This is a genomic window from Rhodanobacter sp. IGA1.0 (assembly GCF_040208325.1).
Lineage (GTDB): Bacteria > Pseudomonadota > Gammaproteobacteria > Xanthomonadales > Rhodanobacteraceae > Rhodanobacter > Rhodanobacter spathiphylli.
The window spans coordinates 3,673,462-3,687,430 of the sequence record NZ_CP157948.1; the positions used below are offsets into that span (position 1 = coordinate 3,673,462).

Sequence of the window (13,969 nt, forward strand, 5' to 3'; positions counted from 1 at the left end):
AAACGCCCGCCAGACCGACGGCTTCGCCGGCTTGGGCGCGCCCGACTCAGTCGGCATAGTCGACGATGTACGGGGCGTGGTCGGAGAAGCGCTGGCCGCGGTAGATCGAGCACGCCTGCATGCGCTCGCGCAGCGACGGCGTGCAGACCTGGTAGTCGATCCGCCACCCCACGTTGTTGGCCCGCGCCTGGCCACGGTTCGACCACCAGGTGTATTCGACCGCCTCGGGCTTGATCGCGCGGAAACTGTCGACCCAGCCGCGCTGCTGGAACAGCAGGTCCAGCCATGCGCGCTCCTGCGGCAGGCAGCCGGAGTTCTTCTGGTTGGATGCCCAGTTCTTGATGTCGTTCTTCGTGTGCACGATGTTCCAGTCGCCGCAGATCACGTAGTCGCGGCCGCTCTTCAGCCACTGGTCGAAGATCGGCGTGATCCACTCCATCGCCTTGAACTTGAACTGCTGGCGCTCGTCGCCGGAGGAGCCTGACGGAAAATACAGCGACACCACGCTGAGGTTGCCGAAGCGCGCCTCGATGTAGCGGCCCTCGTTGTCGAACTCGTCCCAGCCCAGCTCGGTCAGTACCTGGTCGGGCTCGCGTTTCGCGTAGATCGCCACGCCGCTGTACCCCTTCTTGCTGCTGGCGTCGCGGTAGAAGCAGTGATGGCCGTCGGGACGGAACATCGGGTCGCTCAGCTGGTCCTCCTGCGCCTTGGTCTCCTGCAGGCAGACCACGTCCGCGTCCTGCGTGCGCAGCCAGTCGAAGACGCCCTTGCTGGCGGCCGAGCGGATGCCGTTGGCATTGAGGCTGATGATGCGCATGGATGCTCCCGAAGCGGATGGACCATCATAACAAGCCTGTCTCCCGGACCCGCCATCGGCATCGCCGGGACGCCGGCTGTACCATGGCGCCCGCCCAGCGTTCCCCGGCCCGTGGAACACGCTGCATCGAAACCGAACCGCGCGAGACGACCATGCACGATTACCAACGCGACTTCATCGAACTGGCCCTGCAGCGCGAGGTGCTGCGTTTTGGCGAGTTCACCCTGAAGTCCGGACGCCAGAGCCCGTACTTCTTCAACATGGGCCGTATTGATTCCGGTGCCGCGCTGGCCCAGCTCGGCCGTGCCTATGCTGCCGCGCTGATGAACGCCGAGCTGCCGGTGGACATGCTGTTCGGTCCGGCCTACAAGGGCATCGCGCTGGCCGCCGCCACTGCCATCGCGCTGGCCGAGCAGCATCAACGCGACCTGCCCTGGGCTTACAACCGCAAGGAAGCGAAGGAGCACGGCGAGGGCGGCGTACTGGTCGGCGCGCCGCTCCAGGGTCGCGTGCTGATCGTCGACGACGTGATGACCGCCGGCACCGCGGTGCGTGAATCGCTGGCGCTGATCCGCGCCCACGGCGCCACGCCCGCCGGCGTGCTGATCGCGCTGGACCGGCAGGAACGCGGCCTGGGCCGGCGCTCGGCCGCCCAGGAGGTGGCTGCCGACCACGGCATCCCGGTCATCGCGATCACCAGCCTCGACGACGTGCTGGCCTATGCCGGCGAGCGCCCGCAACTGAGCGCCGAACACGCCCGACTGCTGGCTTATCGGCAGCAGTACGGGGTTCAGCCATGAGTTCGGCCCCGGCCCATAGACTGCGACGACACCGGTCACAGTAGCCTCGATTGCCCCTGCATCCCGCCGGGCAGCAGCTAGCCAGTGTGACCGGCGCGGCTATACTGGCCGACAAGAGGGAAATCCATGCGTAGACCATTGCTCATCATTGCTGCCATCGTGCTGTGCGCGGGCGCTTCGGCGTACGCGCAGAACACCGGCGTTCGCTACAAATGGCACGACGGTCAGGGCCTGGTGCATTTCAGCGACAGCCTCACCACCGAGGCGATGAAGTACGGCTACGAGCTGGTCAACGATCGTGGCCTGGTGGTGCAACGCGTGTCGCGCCAGCTGAACGCCCAGGAGCGGGCGGCCGCCAACAAGCTGGCTGCCGAACAGGCCGCGAAGGATCGCGCCATCCAGGAGCGCGCGGACGCCGACGCGCAGATGCTGTCCGCCTATCCCGACGAAGAGTCCTACCAGATCTCGCTGCAGCAGGCGCTGGACACCTTCGACCAGCAGATCAACACGACGCGGATCAACCTGCGCAGCCAGGAGAAGGCGCTGACCGACCTGCTGGGCCGCGCCGCCGATATCGAGAACGGCAAGGAGGCCGTGCCGAAGGCCCTGGTCGACAACATCGCCAGACAGCGCAACGTGGTGGCCTCGCTGCGCGGCACCCTGCAACGCCAGCAGGCGGCGCGGGCTCAATCCGTGCAGCAGCAGGCCCAGCTGATGGCGCACTACCGCGAGGTCAAGGCGGTCCAGGACAAGCAGCGCTCGGACGACTAGCAGGCTCCGGTGCGGGCCGCGTGTTCCGCAGCTCGACGTCGCGGCGACGCCCTGCCTACGGGAACGGCAACTTCAGTTTGAAGTCCACTGCCAGCAACTGCTTGCGGAACACCTGCTGGATGCGGGCCAACGCCGCCGCATTGTCCGCCTCGAAGCGCAGCACCAGCGCGGGCGTGGTGTTCGACGCACGCACCAGACCCCAGCCGTCGGGCCAGTCGGCCCGCACGCCGTCGATGGTGATCAGGGTGGCGTCCTCGAACGTCGCCTGCTGACGCAGCCTGTCCATGAACCGGTAGTGCTCGCCTTCGGCCAGCTCGATCTTCAGTTCCGGCGTGGAAACGCTCTTGGGCAAGGTCGCGAAGATCTCGGCCGGGCTGCGCCCCTGCAGGTCGCCGGCCAGGATCTCCAGCAGCCGCGCGGCGGCGTAGATGCCATCGTCGAAGCCGTACCAGCGCTCCTTGAAGAAGAAGTGCCCGCTCATCTCGCCAGCCAGCTCCGCCCCGGTCTCGCGCATCTTCGCCTTGATCAGCGAATGGCCGGTACGCCACATCAGCGGACTGCCGCCGGCGTCCAGCACCTGGCCCTTCAGGTGACTGGTGCACTTCACGTCGTAGATGACGGTGGCGCCGGGCTGGCGCGACAGCACGTCGCGCGCGAACAGCATCAGCAGGCGATCCGGATAGATGATCTCGCCGGACTGGGTGACCACGCCGAGGCGGTCGCCGTCGCCGTCGAACGCCACGCCCAGATCGGCGCCGGTCTGCCTGACGGCGAGTATCAGGTCTTCCAGGTTGGCCGGGTCGGACGGATCCGGATGATGGTTCGGGAAGCTGCCGTCGACGTCGCAGTACAGTGGCACCACCTCGCAGCCCACGCCTTCCAGCACCTGCGGCGCGATCGCCCCCGGGATGCCGTTGCCGCAGTCGACGACGATCTTCAGGCGGCGCTCGGCCAGCACGTCCGAAACGATCTTCTCGATGTAGTCCGGCGCCACGTCGACCTGGCGCAGCCCGCCGGAGCCGCCACCGGTCAGCGCGCCGCTGGCGATGCGCTGGTACAGGTCCTGGATCGCACCTTCGGACAGGGTCTCGCCACCGATCACGATCTTGAAGCCGTTGTAGTCCGGCGGGTTGTGGCTGCCGGTGACGGCTACGCCGCAGCCGGTATTGAAACGGTAGGCCGCGTAATACACCACCGGCGTGGGCACCGCGCCGATGTCGATCACGTCGATGCCGGCGTCACGCAGGCCCTCGGCCAGTGCGGCGGCGAGCTGCGGACCGGACAGCCGGCCATCGCGGCCGACCACGATCTCGCGCAAGCCCTTCTCGCCCATCAGCGTGCCGATCGACTGGCCGAGCAGGCGCGCCACGTCCGCGTTCAGGGTCTTGCCGACCACGCCCCGGATGTCATACGCACGGAAGATGGCAGGGTCCACGCTGGTCGGCGCGGGCACCGGGGCGACCGCTGGCGGCGGCGACGGGGCTGGCGGCGAGGTGCGGGGCTGCCTCGCCGCCTCCGCGGTCGCGGGAGCGGGCGGCGCCAGCGGCAGTTCGTCTTCCTCCGGTTCGACCGGCACCTGCTGGCGACGCAGACGCAACCAGCTCAGGTAGGCGCCGCCACCAAGCCCTAGCAGGGCCAGCAACGCGCTCAGGATCACCGAGCGCGGCAACACGATGAACGCCCGGGGAAGACCGACGCCCACGCTGAAGGCGCTGCCGGCGACCGGCTTGCCGGCGGCCTCGATCTCGGCCGAGTTCGACCCGTTGGAAAACAGCTGGATGTAGCCGCTGTCGTCACCCTGGCGCAGCTCCAGCCGGCCACCGGCCGGCGAGATGGCGTCGAAGCGCTGCTTCATCGGGGCGAACGGCAGTTCGACCCAGGCCCACGCCTGGGTCTGTTGCGGCAGGCCCAGCGGAATCACCAGGCTCAGCCGCCGGTCCCCGCTGCCGTAGGAAACACTCTGTGCCGGCGGCACCCCGTCGGCACTCTGCGCCGCCATCAGCTGGGCGGCCTTGGCATAACCGAATTCTCGGTAGTTGGCGCGCAGCACTTCGGCCAGGTCACCGCTGTACAACTCGAGCTTCCTGGCCTGGGGCAACTGCTGGCGCAGCGCGGCAGCGGATTGCGCCGGGTCGCTCATCAGGGTGGCCGGGTCCACCCCGGCCAGCACCTTCTCGATCGAGCGGCGCTGGTTGACGATTTCCTCGGACATCGCCCTGACCGCCTGGTCCTGGGCCTGGTGCACCCGATCGATTGCATCGCCCTCGTCGGCGATCAGCCAGGTCTGCCAGACGCAGAACAGGCCCACCAGCAGCAGCACGGTGGCGCCGACGAGCGGCAACAGGGTCGACCAGTCGACCCTGAGGTTGCTCAAGCGCTCTCTTGCGATGTTCAACGCCATTTCCGCCCCCGCGGCTGAAGCTGCAAGCCGGTTCGGTGCACTCCGAACCGGCTCGTCGATCTATCGGATACCGGTCGAGCCGAAGCCGCCCTCGCCACGCTGGCTCGCTGCGAACTCGGTGACCACATGCAGTCGCGCCTGCGCCACCGGCACCAGCAGCAACTGCGCGATGCGGTCGCCCACGGCGATGGTGTAGGACTCGCGCCCGCGATTCCAGCACGAAATCATCAACGGCCCCTGGTAGTCGGCGTCGATCACCCCGACCAGGTTGCCCATCACTAGGCCATGCTTGTGACCCAGTCCCGAGCGCGGCACGATCAGCGCGCACCAGCCGGGGTCATCGATATGGATCGCGATGCCGCTGGGCACCAGTGCACTCTCGCCCGGCGCCAGGGTCAGCGGCTGTTCCAGTGCGGCGCGCAGATCCATGCCCGCGCTGCCTGCGGTCGCCGCCTGCGGCAGCGGAATGCTGTCGCCAAGGCGTGGATCGAGGATCTTCATCGCCACATCGATGTTCATGCCCGGGTGGCCCGGTAACGTTCCGCCACCCGGGCAATCAGCTGGCGCGCCAGCTCCGTCTTCGCCACCCGCGCCAGCTCGACCGAGCCGTCAGCCCAGTAGAGCGTCAACGCATTGTCGGCCGCCTCGAAACCGAGGCCACCGCCCACCTGATTCGCCGCAATCATGTCCAGCCCCTTGTGGCGCAGCTTGCCCTGCGCATACGTGGCCACATCATGCGTCTCCGCGGCAAATCCGACCAGGAACGGGTGCGCGGTTTGCGCCGAAAGGCTGGCCAGGATGTCCGGATTCTCATCGAGATGCAGGACCAGCTCGCCGCCATCGCGCTTCTTGAGCTTCTGCGCCGACACTTCCTGCGGACGGTAATCGCCCACCGCGGCCGCACCGATATAGACGTCCGCATGGGTCGCCGCCTCGAGCACCGCCGCATGCATCTGCGCCGCACTGCGCACATCCACCCGCCGATGCAGGCCCGCCGGCGTGGCCAGGCCGACCGGCCCGGCCACCAGGGTCACCTCGGCGCCCGCCGCGACGGCGGCGGCAGCCACGGCAAAGCCCATCTGGCCCGAACTGCGATTGCCGATGAAACGCACCGGATCGATGTCTTCATAGGTCGGTCCGGCGCTTACCACCACCTTGAGGCCGGCCAGGCAGCGATCGCCGAACGAGGCGAGCAGGGCATCGCGCAGCTCGTGCGGTTCCAGCATGCGTCCGCTGCCGACGTCGCCGCAGGCCTGGTCACCCACCGCCGGCCCCAGCACGCGGGCACCGTGTTGGCGCAAGGTCGCCATGTTTGCCTGCACCGCCGGGTGCGCCCACATCTGCTGATTCATCGCCGGCGCCAGGTACAGCGGCGCGGCACTGGCCAGGCACAGCGTGGTCAACAGGTCATCGGCCATGCCATGGGCCAGCCGGGCCAGCAGGTCGGCGCTGGCCGGCGCCACCAGGATGCGTTCGGCCCAGCGCGCCAGTTCGATGTGGCCCATCGCCGCCTCGGCCTGGGCGTCCCACAGACTCACCCGCACCGGCTGTCCCGACAGTGCCTGGAAGGTGGTCGGACTGATGAAATGCGTGGCGCCCTCGGTCATCACCACGCGCACTTCGGCGTCGAGGTCGCGCAGCCGGCGAACCAGCTCGCAGGACTTGTAGGCGGCGATGCCGCCGGACACTCCCAGCAGGATGCGGCGTTGGGCAAGACTCATATGTAAGGCGGGCCTGACAGTCGGGCAGTGGCCTAGCTTACCGGATTCATCCCCGCCCACCGCTGCCTGCTGCAGGCGTGCTCCGGCAACGTCTGTGCATGAGCATTCGCGACTGGCCCGAGGGCGAACGTCCCCGTGAAAAACTGCTGGCGCGCGGCAGCTCCGCGCTGTCCGATGCCGAGCTGCTGGCGGTGTTGCTGGGCAGCGGCAGCCGCGGCAAGGATGCGCTGGCGCTGGGCCGCGAGCTGCTTGCCAACGCGGGCAGCCTGGGCGCGTTGCTGGCTCGCCCGGAACAGCAGATCCGGGTCGGCGGACTGGGCCCTGCCAAGCGTTCGCGCATCGCCGCGGCGCTGGAACTGGCCCGGCGCAGCCTGGCCGAACAACTGCAGGACAAGCCCAGCCTGGGCAATCCGCGCGACAGCGGCGATTTCCTGCGCGCGCGCCTGCGCCATCTGCCTTACGAGGTGTTCGGCTGCCTCTATCTGGACAACCGCCACCGCGTACTCGCCTTCGAGGAGCTGTTCCGGGGCACGGTCGACGGTGCCAGCGTGCACCCGCGCGAGGTCGTGCGCGCCTGCCTCCAGCACAACGCCTGCGCCGTGATCTTTGCGCACAACCATCCTTCCGGCGTGGCCGAACCCAGCGCCGCCGATCGCGCCATCACCCATGAATTGCGCAGCGCGCTGCAACTCGTCGGCGTGCGGGTGCTCGATCACCTTGTGATCGGCAGCGGCGAGCCGGTATCGATGGCCGCCCGCGGCCTGATCTGAATCGGCCACCACGCCGGCCACTCGCCGCAAAAAAAAACGGCGTGGCAAGGCGCACGCCGTGGGGCCGATTGGAGAGGAGAGAGCGGCGTCTCCGTTTGCCAGGATCTGGAGGGGAGGTCATCTCGTGGCCTGGCCAGTGTCGCATCGCCGCATGACAGGCCGATGACGATTCCCTGCCGCGAAGGCAGCGGCAAGTGGCCGAAACTTATGCACAAAACGGTGATACCGACGCTTGCCGGGCAGGCTCACCAATCCACCTCAATTTCTTTAGTCAAACTATTGAAATAAATACATAAATTCTTGCGAAGCCCGAATCGGGCAGCGCTTCGCGCGGACTGCGGGTCGCGCCACCCGGCTTTCCCCACAGACTTATCCACAAGCCGGTTCGCGGCGCCGCAGCAAGACGGGATCGACCGCCAGGGCCGCCATCGGCGCCCGTACGGGCGCGTTTCGCCGCCGTGGCGGTCTGTTAGGATTGGCGGTTCCATCACGAAACCGACCCCACCCGTGAAAGAACAGCTGCGCGAACTGGTGCTGCAGGCGATCACCTCCCTGCAAGCCGATGCCATCCTGCCCGCCGACCTCGAATTGCCGGGCTTCGTGATCGAACGCGCACGCAGTCGCGAACACGGCGATTTCGCCTGCAACGCAGCCATGCTGCTGGCCAGGGCCGCACGCGCCAAGCCGCGCGAGCTGGCCGAGAAACTCGTGGCCGCACTGCCGGCCAACACGCTGGTGGCGAAAGTCGAGATCGCCGGCCCGGGCTTCATCAATTTCTTCGTGGCTGCCGGCGCCTACCACGCCGAAGTGCGTCGGATCATGGCCGAAGGCGATGCCTACGGCCGCAACACCAGCGGTGCCGGCAGGACCGTGGGCGTGGAATTCGTCTCGGCCAACCCGACCGGCCCGCTGCACGTGGGCCACGGCCGCAATGCCGCGATCGGCGATTGCCTGAGCCGCCTGCTCGATGCCAGCGGCTGGGACGTGAAGCGCGAGTTCTACTACAACGATGCGGGCGTGCAGATCGCCAACCTGGCGATCTCGGTGCAGGCGCGCGCGCGCGGCATCACGCCGGAAGACAGCAACTGGCCCGAGAATGGCTATCGCGGCGACTACATCGCCGAGGTGGCGCGCGCCTATCTCGATCGCGAATCGGTGGTGGCCGACGGCGAAACCGTGGTCGGCGCGGGTGACGTGGACGACCTCGACGCGATCCGCCGCTTCGCGGTGGCCAGCCTGCGTCACGAGCAGGATCTGGACCTGCAGGCGTTCGCCGTAAGCTTCGATACGTACTTCCTGGAGTCGTCGCTGTACAGCGACGGCAAGGTCGAGGAGACCGTGCGCGAACTGGTCGCCCACGGCCATACCTACGAGGAAGGCGGTGCATTGTGGTTGCGCACCACCGAGTTCGGTGACGACAAGGACCGCGTGATGCGCAAGTCCGACGGCACTTATACCTATTTCCTGCCCGACGTGGCCTACCACCTGTCGAAGTGGCAACGTGGCTACGGCAAGGCCATCACCGTGCTGGGCTCGGACCACCACGGCTCGCTGGCGCGGGTGAAGGCCGGCCTGCAGGCGCTCGATTGCGGCATCCCGAAGGGCTACCCCGACTACATGCTGTACCAGATGGTGACGGTGATGAAGGGTGGCGAGGAGGTGAAGATCTCCAAGCGCGCCGGCAGCTACGTCACCCTGCGCGACCTGATCGACGAGGTCGGCCGCGACGCCACGCGCTACTTCCTGATCTCGCGCAAGAGCGACTCGCAGCTGGTGTTCGACATCGACCTGGCCCGCTCGCAGTCCAACGACAATCCGGTGTACTACATCCAGTACGCGCACGCCCGCGTCTGCAGCGTGCTGCGCCAGGCGCCGGAGAAGGGCTTCACGGTGAACGTCGCCGACGGCCTGGCCCACCTCGACCGACTGGACAACGAGCACGAGCAGATCCTGCTGACCGAGCTGTCGAAGTACCCGGAAGTGGTCGAGGCCGCTGCGGCGAACCTGGAGCCGCATCTGGTCGCCGCATGGTTGCGTGAACTGGCCAACGCGTTTCATACCTACTACAACTCGTACCAGTTCCTGGTCGAGGACGCAGACCTGCGCAACGCGCGTCTGGCGCTGGTGGTGGCGACGCGGCAAGTATTGAAGAATGGTCTGGATTTGCTGGGCCTCGGCGCCCCGGAGAAGATGTAATGGCAGCACGCAAGGGCAAGGGCCGACAGGCCGTGCGCAATGGCAGCAGTGGCTTCCCGGGATGGGGCTACGCCGTCATCGGCCTGCTGGCCGGGGTGATCCTGATGGCGGTGATGATGCGCGGCAGCCTGCTGACCAGCCTGCGCAAGGCCGACGGTCCGCAGGCGAATCCGCAGGCGACCGCCGAGCGCGGCAGCGCGCCGGGCGTGCTCGAGTCCGGCGCCAGCGACACCGCGCCGAAGAAGCCGCAGTTCGACTTCTACTCGGTGCTGTCGGAAAAGGAAGTACGCATCCCCGACGCCGAGATCAGCGCGCAGGCGCGTGTCGAGCAGCAGCAGAAGCAGGCGGCCCAGCTGCAGGCGCAGCAGGCGGCGCAGGCCGCGGCGCAGGCGAATGCACCCCAGGCGGTCACCCAGAACGTCACCGCGGCGCCGGCCAGTGCCGTGGCGCAGCCCGGTGCCGGCAGCGGTTACCTGCTGCAGGTGGGCGCCTTCCCGAACGCCTCCGATGCGGAAACGCTGAAGGCGAAGCTGGCCTTGCAGGGCTTCGTGGCCAACGTGCAGTCGGTCAGCATCGGCGGGCAGACCTATCACCGGGTCCGGCTGGGGCCGTTCCGTTCGGCCACCGACCTGGAATCGACCAAGCAGCGCCTGGCCGGCGCCGGCATCAACGCGATCGCGCTGAAAGAAGGTCGCTGAGCACTTCCTGGAAACACTGCGCATGACAAGCAAGACCGCATGGATCACCGGCGCCAGCTCCGGCTTTGGCGCCGCCGCCGTGGAACGCTTCGTGGCCGGCGGCTGGCGGGTGATCGCCAGCGGCCGCCGCGCCGAGCGCCTGCAGCAGCTGGTGGATCGGCACGGCGCCGACAAGGTGCACGCGGCGGCTTTCGACATGCGCGACGAGAGCGCGATGCGCGCGGCGTACGCGGCGCTGCCGCCGGCCTTCGCGGCCATCGATCTGCTGCTCAACAACGCGGGTCTGGCGCTGGGTACTTCCCCGGCGCAGCAGGCGGACCTGGCGCAGTGGAAGCAGATGATCGACACCAACGTCACCGCGCTGGTGACGATGACCCACCTGCTGCTGCCGCAGCTGATCGAACGCCGCGGCGCGATCGTCAACATCAGCTCGATCGCTGGCAGCTACGCCTACCGCGGCGGCAACGTGTACGGCGCCAGCAAGGCCTTCGTCACCCAGTTCTCGCAGAACCTGCGCTGCGACCTGCACGGCACCGGCGTGCGGGTCAGCTCGATCGAGCCGGGCATGGCCGAAACCGAATTCACCGTGGTTCGCACCGGCGGCGACCAGGCCGCCTCGGACCAGCTCTACGCCGGCGCCCATCCGATCACCGCCGGCGACATCGCCGACACCATCTGGTGGATCGCCAACATGCCGCCGCACCTCAACGTCAACCGCGTCGAGGTGATGCCGGTCAGCCAGTCGGCAGCGGGCTTGCAGGTCGCGCGCGACGCGTAGAAACCGCGCCGCCGAGTCTGGCCTGGCGAGCGGTGCCCGCCCTGCGCTCTTGCGAGTTCCGCCCTCCAACAGACGAACGTCTGTTCCCCGGCCGTTACTGCATGAACCAGCCGTGGCTGACCACGATCGACTGCCCGGTCAGGGCGGCGGACGGGAAGGTGGCCAGGTACAGCGCGGTCTGGGCGATGTCTTCGAGCGTGGTGAAGGTGGCATCGACGGTGTTTTTCAACATCACGTTCCTGATCACCTCGTCCTCGCTGATGCCCAGCTCCTGCGCCTGCTCGGGAATCTGCCGCTCGACCAGCGGCGTGCGCACGAAACCGGGGCAGATCACGTGCGAGCGCACGTTGTGCGGCGCGCCTTCTTTCGCCAGCGTGCGGGCCAGGCCGAGCAGGCCGTGCTTGGCGGTGACGTAGGGCGCCTTCAGCATCGAGGCCTCGTGCGAATGCACCGAGCCCATGTAGATCACGATGCCGCCGCGGCTTTGACCGGTGCCGTCGTCCTGGTACATGTGCTTCAGCGCGGCCTTGGTGGTGAGGAAACCGCCGTCCAGGTGGATCGCCAGCATCTTCTTCCAGTCGGCAAAGGCCAGCTGGTCGATCGGGTTGATGATCTGCACGCCGGCGTTGGAGATCAGGATGTCCAGACGGCCAAACTCGGCGACCACCCGGTCGGTGCCGGCGTTGACCGCCTCCTCGTTGCTGACATCCATCGCGATGCCGATCGCCTTGCCGCCGGCGGCGCTGATCTGCGCCGCCACCGCGTCCGCCGCCTGCTGGTTGATGTCGGCGATCGCCACGCTGGCGCCATGCTGCGCGTACAGCTCGGCGATCGCCTTGCCGAGGCCGCTGGCCGCGCCGGTGATCAGGGCGACCTTGCCTTCGAGACTGTTCATGCGATTGCTCCTCGGGGTTGGGAAGGCGCGGCCGCCGGCCGCGCACATGCCGCAAATTGTAGGCGCCGCTGCACACGGCGCCATCGGACCTTGGGACAGGGCCTCAGCCGACGTCCTCGGCCAGATAGGTATAGGCGGTGAGGCCACCGTCGAGCACGCCATACAATCGCGCAGCCTCTGCACCGCTCACGCCGGCGCTGGCGATGCGTTCGCGGTAGCTCTGCCGCAGCGCTTCGAGGTCGTAGCCCACGTAGTCGAGCATCAGGTCGGTGGTGTCGCCGCTGCGCCTGTGCGCGAACACGTAGCCATCGCCTTCCACCCGCACGTTGACCGCGTCGGTGTCGCCGAACAGGTTGTGGATGTCGCCCAGGGTCTCCTGGTAGGCGCCGACCATGAACACGCCGAGACAGTAGCTCTCGCCGTCCCTCAACGCGTGCAGCGGCAGGCTCACGTCGACACCGTCGGCATCGACGTAATGGTCGATGCGGCCGTCCGAATCGCAGGTGAGGTCGACGATCACGCCCCGGCGGGTGGGCTGCTCGTCGAGCCTCGCGATCGGCGCGATCGGGAAGATCTGGCCGATCGCCCACACGTCGGGGATCGACTCGAACACCGAGAAGTTGACGAAATACTTGTCGACCAGTTTCTCGTCCAGCTCGTCCAGCGCCGCGCGATGCGAGCGCTCGGCCGGCAGCAGGCGCGTGCGCACGGCGTTGGCGACGGCATAGAACATCTCGTCCAGCCGGGCGCGGTCGGCCAGCGCCAGCTGGCCCAGCGCGTACAGCGTCTGCCCCTCGCTGAGGTGGTGCTGGGCTTCGTGGAACAGCTCCAGCGCCGGCCGCCGATCGAGTTCTCCGTACGTTTCACGCAGGCGGCGCAGCACCGGCGGCTCGTCCGCGCACGGCGGCGGGATCGCGCCAGCCGGCACCTCCTCGACCTCGGTCACGTTGACCACCATCACGGCGTGGTGCGCGGTCATCGCGCGGCCCGCCTCGGTGAGGATGTGCGGCGCGGCCAGGCCTTCGGTGGCCACCGCCTCGGCCAGCGACTGCACGATGGTCGAGGCGTATTGTTCGATGGAGTAGTTGATCGAGTTGTGGCTGCGCGAGCGCGAGCCTTCGTAGTCCACGCCAAGGCCGCCGCCGACGTCGACGATTTCCAGCGGCACGCCCATCCGGCGCAGCTCGACGAAGTAGCGGGTGGCCTCGCGCATGCCGTTGGCGATGTCGCGCACGTTGGAGATCTGCGAGCCCATGTGGAAGTGCTGCAGCTTCAGCGTGTGCTTGAGGCCGGCCGCGTCGAGCCGCTCGATCAGGCTCAGCACCTGGTTCGGCGACAGGCCGAACTTGCCCTTGTCGCCACCGGTGTTCTGCCATTTGCCGGCGCCGATCGAGGCGAGGCGCACGCGCACGCCGAGCAGCGGTTCCACGTCCAGCGCCTTCGCCTCGCTGAACACGTGCTCCAGCTCGGACAGCTTCTCGATCACGATGTGCACGCGCAGGCCGAGCTTCTTGCCGATCAGCGCCAGGCGGATGTACTCGCGATCCTTGTAGCCGTTGCAGATCACGATGGAACCGGGCCGCGCCATCGCCAGCACCGCCATCAGCTCGGGTTTGGAACCCGCTTCCAGGCCGAAGCCATGCGTGCCCGCCGCCACCAGTTCGCCGGCCACGCCGCGCTGCTGGTTGACCTTGATCGGGTAGATCGCGGTATAGCCGCCGGCGTAGCCGTGTTCGGCGATCGCCTGGGCGAACGCGCCCTGCAGCCGCGCCAGGCGGTCGGCCAGGATGTCGGGAAAGCGCACCAGCAGCGGCAGTCGCAGGCCCTCGGCGCGGGCGCGCCCGACGATCTGCGGCAGTGACAGCGCCGGGCCGTTGACGCCACGCGGGCGCATCACGATGTCGCCGGCACTGTCCACGTCGACATAACCGTCGCCCCAGTGGGGTACGGCGTAGGTGTGGCGGGCAGCGTCGGTGTTCCAGGGGTTCGCCATGGTGAGAGATCTCCTCGATGGAAAAGGATGATGTCGTCGCAGCGGCGAGCCTTGACGTCTTGCTCAACGACAGGAGCACGAGCCCGAGCGACCGGAAGCCTCGCACGCCGCGGGGCCGATCGGACTGGT

12 protein-coding genes are annotated in these 13,969 nt (G+C 67.9%); 6 read left to right on the forward strand and 6 right to left on the reverse strand.

From position 1 onward, the window contains the following. Positions 1–46: 46 nt before the first annotated feature. Positions 47–817, reverse strand: a complete 771-nt coding sequence (locus ABNK63_RS16480; RefSeq protein ID WP_350016240.1) for an exodeoxyribonuclease III — start codon at positions 815–817, stop codon at positions 47–49. A 152-nt stretch (positions 818–969) separates the two neighbouring features. Between ABNK63_RS16480 and pyrE the strand changes: the two genes are divergently transcribed. After that, positions 970–1,617 (forward strand): orotate phosphoribosyltransferase, encoded by a 648-nt coding sequence (gene pyrE, locus ABNK63_RS16485; protein ID WP_007810513.1) that lies wholly within the window; start codon positions 970–972, stop codon positions 1,615–1,617. 126 nt (positions 1,618–1,743) lie between these two features. Continuing rightward, positions 1,744–2,388, forward strand: coding sequence for a DUF4124 domain-containing protein (locus tag ABNK63_RS16490; RefSeq protein WP_040673643.1), 645 nt, complete (start codon positions 1,744–1,746; stop codon positions 2,386–2,388). A gap of 55 nt (positions 2,389–2,443) precedes the next feature. On the opposite strand, the gene ABNK63_RS16495 is transcribed toward ABNK63_RS16490, so the two are convergent. The 3 genes from ABNK63_RS16495 to coaBC are packed head-to-tail and all read right to left on the reverse strand — an operon-like array spanning position 2,444 to position 6,510. After that, positions 2,444–4,789, reverse strand: a complete 2,346-nt coding sequence (locus tag ABNK63_RS16495; protein ID WP_350016241.1) for a phosphomannomutase/phosphoglucomutase — start codon at positions 4,787–4,789, stop codon at positions 2,444–2,446. 60 nt (positions 4,790–4,849) lie between these two features. Continuing rightward, a complete protein-coding gene (gene dut, locus ABNK63_RS16500; RefSeq protein WP_056715797.1) occupies positions 4,850–5,308 on the reverse strand; it encodes a dUTP diphosphatase in 459 nt (152 codons plus the stop codon). Beyond that, positions 5,305–6,510 carry a bifunctional phosphopantothenoylcysteine decarboxylase/phosphopantothenate--cysteine ligase CoaBC gene (coaBC, locus tag ABNK63_RS16505; protein WP_350016242.1) on the reverse strand — a complete coding sequence of 402 codons (1,206 nt, stop codon included), beginning with the start codon at positions 6,508–6,510 and terminating at the stop codon, positions 5,305–5,307. Before coaBC ends, dut begins: the two co-directional genes overlap by 4 nt. A 98-nt stretch (positions 6,511–6,608) precedes the next feature. Between coaBC and radC the strand changes: the two genes are divergently transcribed. From radC to ABNK63_RS16525, 4 genes are all read left to right on the forward strand, one after another. Further along, on the forward strand, positions 6,609–7,280 hold the full coding sequence (gene radC, locus ABNK63_RS16510; RefSeq protein WP_350016243.1) for a DNA repair protein RadC: 672 nt from the start codon (positions 6,609–6,611) through the stop codon (positions 7,278–7,280). A 507-nt stretch (positions 7,281–7,787) separates the two neighbouring features. After that, positions 7,788–9,476, forward strand: coding sequence for an arginine--tRNA ligase (gene argS / locus ABNK63_RS16515; RefSeq protein ID WP_350016244.1), 1,689 nt, complete (start codon positions 7,788–7,790; stop codon positions 9,474–9,476). Continuing rightward, positions 9,476–10,174: an SPOR domain-containing protein gene (locus ABNK63_RS16520; RefSeq protein WP_007810527.1), complete on the forward strand. Its 699-nt coding sequence runs from the start codon at positions 9,476–9,478 to the stop codon at positions 10,172–10,174. Before argS ends, ABNK63_RS16520 begins: the two co-directional genes overlap by 1 nt. A 22-nt stretch (positions 10,175–10,196) precedes the next feature. Further along, the gene (locus ABNK63_RS16525; protein WP_350016245.1) at positions 10,197–10,952 is read left to right on the forward strand and encodes an SDR family NAD(P)-dependent oxidoreductase; all 756 of its coding nucleotides are present in this window, start codon (positions 10,197–10,199) and stop codon (positions 10,950–10,952) included. Positions 10,953–11,046: 94 nt separating this feature from the next. On the opposite strand, the gene ABNK63_RS16530 is transcribed toward ABNK63_RS16525, so the two are convergent. Both ABNK63_RS16530 and speA read right to left on the reverse strand, forming a co-directional pair. Beyond that, positions 11,047–11,847: a 3-hydroxybutyrate dehydrogenase gene (locus tag ABNK63_RS16530; RefSeq protein WP_007810530.1), complete on the reverse strand. Its 801-nt coding sequence runs from the start codon at positions 11,845–11,847 to the stop codon at positions 11,047–11,049. Between the two features lie 103 nt (positions 11,848–11,950). Next, positions 11,951–13,840, reverse strand: coding sequence for an arginine decarboxylase (gene speA, locus ABNK63_RS16535; protein ID WP_007810532.1), 1,890 nt, complete (start codon positions 13,838–13,840; stop codon positions 11,951–11,953). Positions 13,841–13,969 lie beyond the last annotated feature (129 nt).

Coding starts and splice junctions, on each gene's coding strand:
- ABNK63_RS16525 (WP_350016245.1), top strand. CDS start 10,197: ATGACAAGCAAGACCGCATGGATCACCGGCGCCAGCTCCGGCTTTGGC.
- pyrE (WP_007810513.1), top strand. CDS start 970: ATGCACGATTACCAACGCGACTTCATCGAACTGGCCCTGCAGCGCGAG.
- ABNK63_RS16495 (WP_350016241.1), bottom strand. CDS start 4,789: ATGGCGTTGAACATCGCAAGAGAGCGCTTGAGCAACCTCAGGGTCGAC.
- ABNK63_RS16490 (WP_040673643.1), top strand. CDS start 1,744: ATGCGTAGACCATTGCTCATCATTGCTGCCATCGTGCTGTGCGCGGGC.
- speA (WP_007810532.1), bottom strand. CDS start 13,840: ATGGCGAACCCCTGGAACACCGACGCTGCCCGCCACACCTACGCCGTA.
- coaBC (WP_350016242.1), bottom strand. CDS start 6,510: ATGAGTCTTGCCCAACGCCGCATCCTGCTGGGAGTGTCCGGCGGCATC.
- ABNK63_RS16520 (WP_007810527.1), top strand. CDS start 9,476: ATGGCAGCACGCAAGGGCAAGGGCCGACAGGCCGTGCGCAATGGCAGC.
- ABNK63_RS16530 (WP_007810530.1), bottom strand. CDS start 11,847: ATGAACAGTCTCGAAGGCAAGGTCGCCCTGATCACCGGCGCGGCCAGC.
- radC (WP_350016243.1), top strand. CDS start 6,609: ATGAGCATTCGCGACTGGCCCGAGGGCGAACGTCCCCGTGAAAAACTG.
- ABNK63_RS16480 (WP_350016240.1), bottom strand. CDS start 817: ATGCGCATCATCAGCCTCAATGCCAACGGCATCCGCTCGGCCGCCAGC.
- dut (WP_056715797.1), bottom strand. CDS start 5,308: ATGAACATCGATGTGGCGATGAAGATCCTCGATCCACGCCTTGGCGAC.